The sequence below is a fragment of the Pseudomonas sp. MD195_PC81_125 genome, assembly GCF_014060985.1.
Lineage (GTDB): Bacteria > Pseudomonadota > Gammaproteobacteria > Pseudomonadales > Pseudomonadaceae > Aquipseudomonas > Aquipseudomonas parakoreensis.
In genome coordinates, this window is sequence record NZ_JABULD010000854.1 from 1 (window position 1) to 5962 (window position 5962).

Sequence of the window (5962 nt, forward strand, 5' to 3'; positions counted from 1 at the left end):
GGCGCCCCCCATGACCTGAGCGAGTCTCTGGTAGGCACTGGCCTCATCCCGCTCAGCCCGCCTCAACTCTAGGCGCACTTCTGATAGCTGAACCTCTGCGCGCGTACCTTCAACGGGTGAGGATTTGCCACTCTTGATGCGACCTTGCGCTGCACGCAAACCGCGCTCGGCGAGCTCAAGTGATTGACGTGACAGCAGCAGTCTTTGCTGAGCCGTTGAGGAACTATAAAAAAGCCTGAATGACATCGGCACGCAGAACGTTACGCTTGCGCTCCAACTCAATCCCCGCTGCGTCCTGAGCTCTATTGGCCACTTCAATCCTAGCTCCACGCTTACCGCCAAGCTCTATCGGCTGGCTGATCATTACCGTCGTGGTGCGCGAGTTTCGCCGAGTATCTTCAGCCTCCCAGGAAACCTCAGGGTTTGGAATCAATCCAGCCTGCTGTCGCTCTCCCTGAGCAATACCTGTCTCCCATTGAGCGGCCGCTAGGTCTGGGTTGTTGGAAAATGCAGTTTCAAGCGCTTGATCCATTGTGAGCATTTGAGCGTTTTGCGGCTAACAAAAGGAGCATTCAAAAAGAGCAAGGATCGAAATAAGACCTGCTTGTAGCATGGTTTTATGCGTGATTGGGTGAGCAATAAACTTTCTAAACCGAAGTAATTCCATCATTCCCCAAAACCTTTATACAAAAAGAATTTCCCATGAGGCAAATATAATTCCGTACACCTATCAACAAGGTGACTGAAGAATTACAAATACGTTATCTAACGAATAAGCCTCACTTAATGCATTAGGATTAGGGCAATAAGTGCTCGCACCAAGCGACATCCCTAGACAAAAACGGGAGGCGGCTCTTGTACTACAGGGTGACGAGGGTCGCACGAAACCTTGTTAGTTTTAAACTCTATGATCCCAGAAAATTAAAAATGCAACCAGAATCCAACGTTTAAACAGATGGTTAACTTTAAACAGATTCTACGAAAAGAGCCATTACGAACCACTTTAAGAAGGGTTAATTCCTATGCGTATTCTTGTGATAGAGGACGAGCCAAAGACTGCTGAATACTTACATCAGGGTCTAACTGAAAGTGGCTATATTGTAGATTGCGCATCGACAGGAGCTGATGGACTCCATCTGGCACGGCAGCAAGCTTATGATCTGGTATTACTTGACGTAAATCTTCCTGAAATGCACGGATGGGACGTTCTTGAAAATATTCGGCGGTCTAGCAGTACTAGGGTAATGATGCTTACTGCAAGAGGACGCTTAGAAGATAAAATTAGAGGATTGGATCTGGGGGCTGATGACTATCTTGTCAAGCCATTTGAATTTCCAGAGTTGCTGGCAAGAGTACGCACTCTAATGCGTCGTAGCGAACACATACCAATTCAAGAAGTGTTAAAAGTTGCTGATCTTGAACTTGATCAAGGAAGGCATCGCGCATTTCGCGGAAAACAACGCATAGATTTGACGACGAAAGAATTCGCACTGCTCCATCTATTAATGCGTCAATCTGGAGAGGTGTTATCTCGTACTCAGATCATTTCATTGGTTTGGGACATGAATTTTGATTGCGACACCAATGTTGTCGAAGTTTCGATACGTAGGCTCAGAGCTAAAATAGATGACCCATTTGAAACTAAATTAATCCATACGCTCCGCGGCGTAGGTTATGTACTGGAGGAGAGAAAATGAAGCAAGTCAGCCTGTCAATGCGATTGGGTTTGACAGTAAGTATAATGGGAGCAGTACTAGTAGTTTCTTTAGCGATTCTGGCCTATTTAGCGCTTACCCACGAGCTTGATTTGCGTGCAAAAAACAGCTTAGAAAAGAAAATGAATCAAATTGAGCACAGTTTACTGATGGATATCAGTACTAGCAACATGAGCCTAAAGCCACACGCACTATTAGATCAAGTGCTAGGGCATGACAATCTTAATCTCACTATTTTTGATGATGAAAATCTGAGTGTCCCTGTCCTGAGTTTTGGAGCAGATATAACCGTAGTTTCTAGGAGCAAAATCGGAGCAACCGATAGCACTAAGATTTCTTACTACTCCTCGGCACAGGAAAGCGAAAATCACATCCTCACAGCAGCGAAACTCATGAGGCTAAAAGATGGTGAATTCGTATCAGTCTTGCTGACTATGGACCGCTCGAATGATGAATCACTGTTAAGCTCTTATTTGAGTTCAACCATCGTAGCGGTTCCGCTGTTGTTGATCCTTATTGGTATCAGTGCTTGGGCGATAGTGCAACGCGGATTGTCCCCACTCCGGGAATTCTGTGAAGTTGCGGGAATGGTATCAACCCAAGATCTCAGTCACCGACTCTCCGTTGTCAATATGCCCCAAGAGATCAGTGAGCTAGCTCATGGCATAAATTTCATGCTTCACCGACTTGATAGCGGAGTCCAACAACTCACTCAGTTTTCAGATGATTTGGCGCATGAGTTGCGGTCACCGATTACGAACCTTATGGGGAAAGCACAGGTAACTCTTTCTCGTGATCGCTCAGTAAAGGAGTATAAGTCTGTACTAGAGTCTTGCACCGAAGAGTTGGGGCGAGTCACTAGAATTATATCTGATATGCTTTTTTTAGCCCAAGTAAGTCACCCAGCCGCACTTGTACCATTCGAAAACATTTTGCTGGAAGACGAAGCTTTAAAAGTAATTGATCTTTTTTCTCTTTCGGCTGAAGAAAAGTGCGTCGGCATAACCGTCAGTGGTCAGGGTAAAGTTTCAGGCGATCGACTCATGATTCAGCGCGCCATTTCGAATCTTTTATCAAACGCCATTCGTCACTGCCCGATAGAAGAGTCGGTTGTTATTTCCATTGAAACGCGAACCGAAGAAGTCTCCCTTTCAATAAGCAATCCCGGAGTGGGAATTGAACGCCATCACTTGCTTAATATCTTCGATCGTTTCTATCGAGTGGATAATAGTCGCTCACGAGCTGAAGGTGGCACTGGATTAGGATTGGCTATTGTCCGATCTATCATGAGCCTCCATCATGGAACAGCAGATGTCTTTAGTATACCAGGGCATCCGACAACCTTCAGAATTACATTCCCGAAGAACATTTCAACTAGTAACTTAAACTCTCAAAGACCGGGGGAGGTTTTTAGTTAGGATTTAATTTAATCAAAAGCAATATAAAACAGCTTGGCTGCACGAGTCAGATCACTAGGTAATATATAAGTGGGGATCGATGCTTAAAAACCCAAAGACAACATTACTCTTTTTGCTCAGCCAGAGATGAAACCGATGACTCACCAATGGATAGTGAAGATTTAATAGCCCTGTGCAAAATATAACCTTCGTCAAGATACATTACTAGTGCCCAAGAGCAATCCAACGTGAACATCTATTGGTACCGATCTTTGTGATACCCACCTATTACGCAGGTTGATCATGCCTTCATGGATAATCACTCGAGAGTGTGTGGTCTTGCAGATATAGCGTCGCAACCCCCTACTTCGGAATTAAGCTAAATTCAGCATGTTTATTCTAAACTGCAAATCGTATAGACTTTCGTGCAATCTAGATTTTAACGTTATCTTAAGCGCTTGGTGCAAAATTAAATCCCTACTGCAGAACCATTCCGCTTCCTGAGACAATTTTAGAGATTACATAACTGCCTTTCTATAATCAATATTTTCAGCGCGTTTAATTTAGTGCAATCCAATTATTTCGCACAATATCAAAATAAGAATGGCTAAACGGGGTTAATGGGCACGCGACTCAAGGACATATCCAGCACCTCGCAATGTATGGATAAGCTTGTCGTCAAAAGGATCATCAATTTTAGCTCGAAGCCTCCTCATTGCTACTTGAACAACGTTCGTGTCGCAATCACTACTCAGACCCCAGACAGAAGACTTAATCTGCGTGCGCGATAGCGTCGTGCCTGATTGACACATCAAAAAGTGTAGCAAGGCGAACTCCTTGTTAGTCAGGTCAATTCGCTGGTTAGCGCGAAAGGTCCTGTGCCTACCCAGATCGAGCTCCAAATCGCCAACGCGAAGCACATTTAGCGATGCCGACGACCCAGTTCGACGCATTATAGTACGGACTCTAGCTAACAACTCAGGAAACTCAATTGGTTTGACCATGTAATCGTCAGCGCCTAGATCAAAACCCAAGACTTTATCCTCAACACTACCTTTCTCGGTAAGCATCATGATCGGGGTAATAATTACCTCGCGAATACTTACAAGTAGATCCCAGTCGTCACTTTGCGGGGGGTTTACGTCTAGTACTACAAGGTCATAAGCCTGTTGGGAGACTAAGTTTATGCCATCGATTCCGTTTTGTATGCAATCAACGATAAAGCCGCTTTCAGTCAGACCCTGGCGCAAATAATGAGCGGTTTTCGGATCGTCTTCTATTATCAAGATACGCATTTATTATAAAGTCTCGATACTAATTGAAAATACCACCACACTCATTTAGGCAACTTTACTCACCGGTTCACTTTAGCATCTCAACTGGATGAGTTAAGCCATTACAGAATATCGCGCATTTTTTCAGTTTCTGTTAAATGAGTGAATTGAGACACACGACCATACGGCAAATAGATTTTAGACTACTTGATGACGATAGATGGTCTTATTACAAATTTGTAATTCTTCAGTCACCCTCGCGATAACTCTTATGCAGTACATTGAGCATGCAATATATCTAAACACTCTAGACGCTGCAGATGTCCCTACTGTTAAACGATGAAAACGGCGCGCCTTGGGGGCGAAAATTTTGTGATGCCATCTCGCATTAGAAAAATGTTGTGGTCGGCTGATTCCCTGCCTCGGGAATCATTGATGACGACCGCGCATGAGCCAGCCAATGTAAGACGAGGAACAGTCACCAACCCGTATTATCAAATGAGCCAAGACTCGCAGACGCCGAGCGGGAAATACAGAATAGCGCAGCCAGGCTTTAACAGAGTTTGAACCCCGATGCCGTACTAAAAACGGCTGCCAAAGCTTTCAACGAATATTTGAAATCAACTGCAAGGCGTCGCCTGACTCCGAGGAGTGTGCGTTATGCGAGTACGGCGATGTTTCGCGCAATGAGGATTATCGGCATTCGAAAGTGGTGAACTTGGTAAGCGCATCAAGACCGCTTTGGTCTCTCATCCGCAACTAGAATTCCTTTTTAGACAACTAGTCGCGCCTATCAGAATAGTGATCTAAACAATTTCATCACCTATGCCTTCGATACTAAGACAGATGCGCAACGTCAGCAAGAAAACCATACCCCCGCGACCCAACCACCATCATTTCGCTCCAAAAAAAATTGTTTTTTAAGTCAAGTCGAGCGGATCTATCAGTACAACACTTACTTGGGGGGCATCTCATGAAAAAAATCCTCATCGGTTTTGGCGTTTTGGCGGTTTGGCTAATCGTGGAGCTTCAACCAACCGAGGAAAGCGTTGAGGGTCACTGGTGCATCCATGAATTACATCGCTCTGTTGCTGATTTTTTCTTCCCTAAAACGTAGCGGCAGTCCAGTGACAGTTTGCGCGCACGATCATGTCGAGATATTCCGAGATACCCATGAATAAAAAAATACCAATTCTGAGTACGAAAATTATACTCAGTAGCAATCAATTAATTATTGCAGTTTCAACTTGGCTTCTGTTGTTCAGTAACTGGCCATTTTGGCGAGTTGTTTGGAAAAGCGTGGGAGGCCTACAAGACGGAAGCATCTTATTTGTGCTTAGCCTGCCTTGGTTCGTGTTGATGTGGCTGTACGTGTTACTCAGCGCGATGGCTTGGGGACGCTTCATAAAGCCTGTGCTAGCCATTGTTCTGTTGGTTGCGGCAGCAGCGAGTTACTTTATGAATAGCTACGGCATTGTAATTGACTACAGCATGCTAACGAATGTTATTCAAACAGACATCTCTGAGACCACGGACCTGCTGAACTGGGAGTTACTGCGATGGATGCTGGGTTTTG

4 protein-coding genes and 1 pseudogene are annotated in these 5962 nt (G+C 44.7%); 3 read left to right on the forward strand and 2 right to left on the reverse strand.

Features of this window, described 5'->3' with window-relative positions:
• Positions 1 to 550 (reverse strand): annotated as a pseudogene (locus HT737_RS29740) (TolC family protein); the annotation flags it as partial.
• A gap of 472 nt (positions 551 to 1022) precedes the next feature.
• Here HT737_RS29740 and HT737_RS29745 point away from each other — a divergent pair.
• Entirely contained in the window at positions 1023 to 1697 is a 675-nt protein-coding gene (locus tag HT737_RS29745) for a heavy metal response regulator transcription factor (RefSeq protein ID WP_080896080.1), read from the forward strand.
• Positions 1694 to 3133, forward strand: a complete 1440-nt coding sequence (locus HT737_RS29750; protein ID WP_042561904.1) for a heavy metal sensor histidine kinase — start codon at positions 1694 to 1696, stop codon at positions 3131 to 3133. The genes HT737_RS29745 and HT737_RS29750 overlap by 4 nt, the downstream gene beginning before the upstream one ends.
• A 596-nt stretch (positions 3134 to 3729) precedes the next feature.
• On the opposite strand, the gene HT737_RS29755 is transcribed toward HT737_RS29750, so the two are convergent.
• Positions 3730 to 4407, reverse strand: a complete 678-nt coding sequence (locus tag HT737_RS29755; protein ID WP_182404605.1) for a heavy metal response regulator transcription factor — start codon at positions 4405 to 4407, stop codon at positions 3730 to 3732.
• A gap of 1152 nt (positions 4408 to 5559) precedes the next feature.
• Here HT737_RS29755 and HT737_RS29760 point away from each other — a divergent pair.
• Positions 5560 to 5962: phosphoethanolamine transferase domain-containing protein (locus HT737_RS29760; protein ID WP_182404606.1), on the forward strand; the 403-nt coding region annotated here is incomplete at its 3' end.

Coding starts and splice junctions, on each gene's coding strand:
- HT737_RS29745 (WP_080896080.1), top strand. CDS start 1,023: ATGCGTATTCTTGTGATAGAGGACGAGCCAAAGACTGCTGAATACTTA.
- HT737_RS29750 (WP_042561904.1), top strand. CDS start 1,694: ATGAAGCAAGTCAGCCTGTCAATGCGATTGGGTTTGACAGTAAGTATA.
- HT737_RS29755 (WP_182404605.1), bottom strand. CDS start 4,407: ATGCGTATCTTGATAATAGAAGACGATCCGAAAACCGCTCATTATTTG.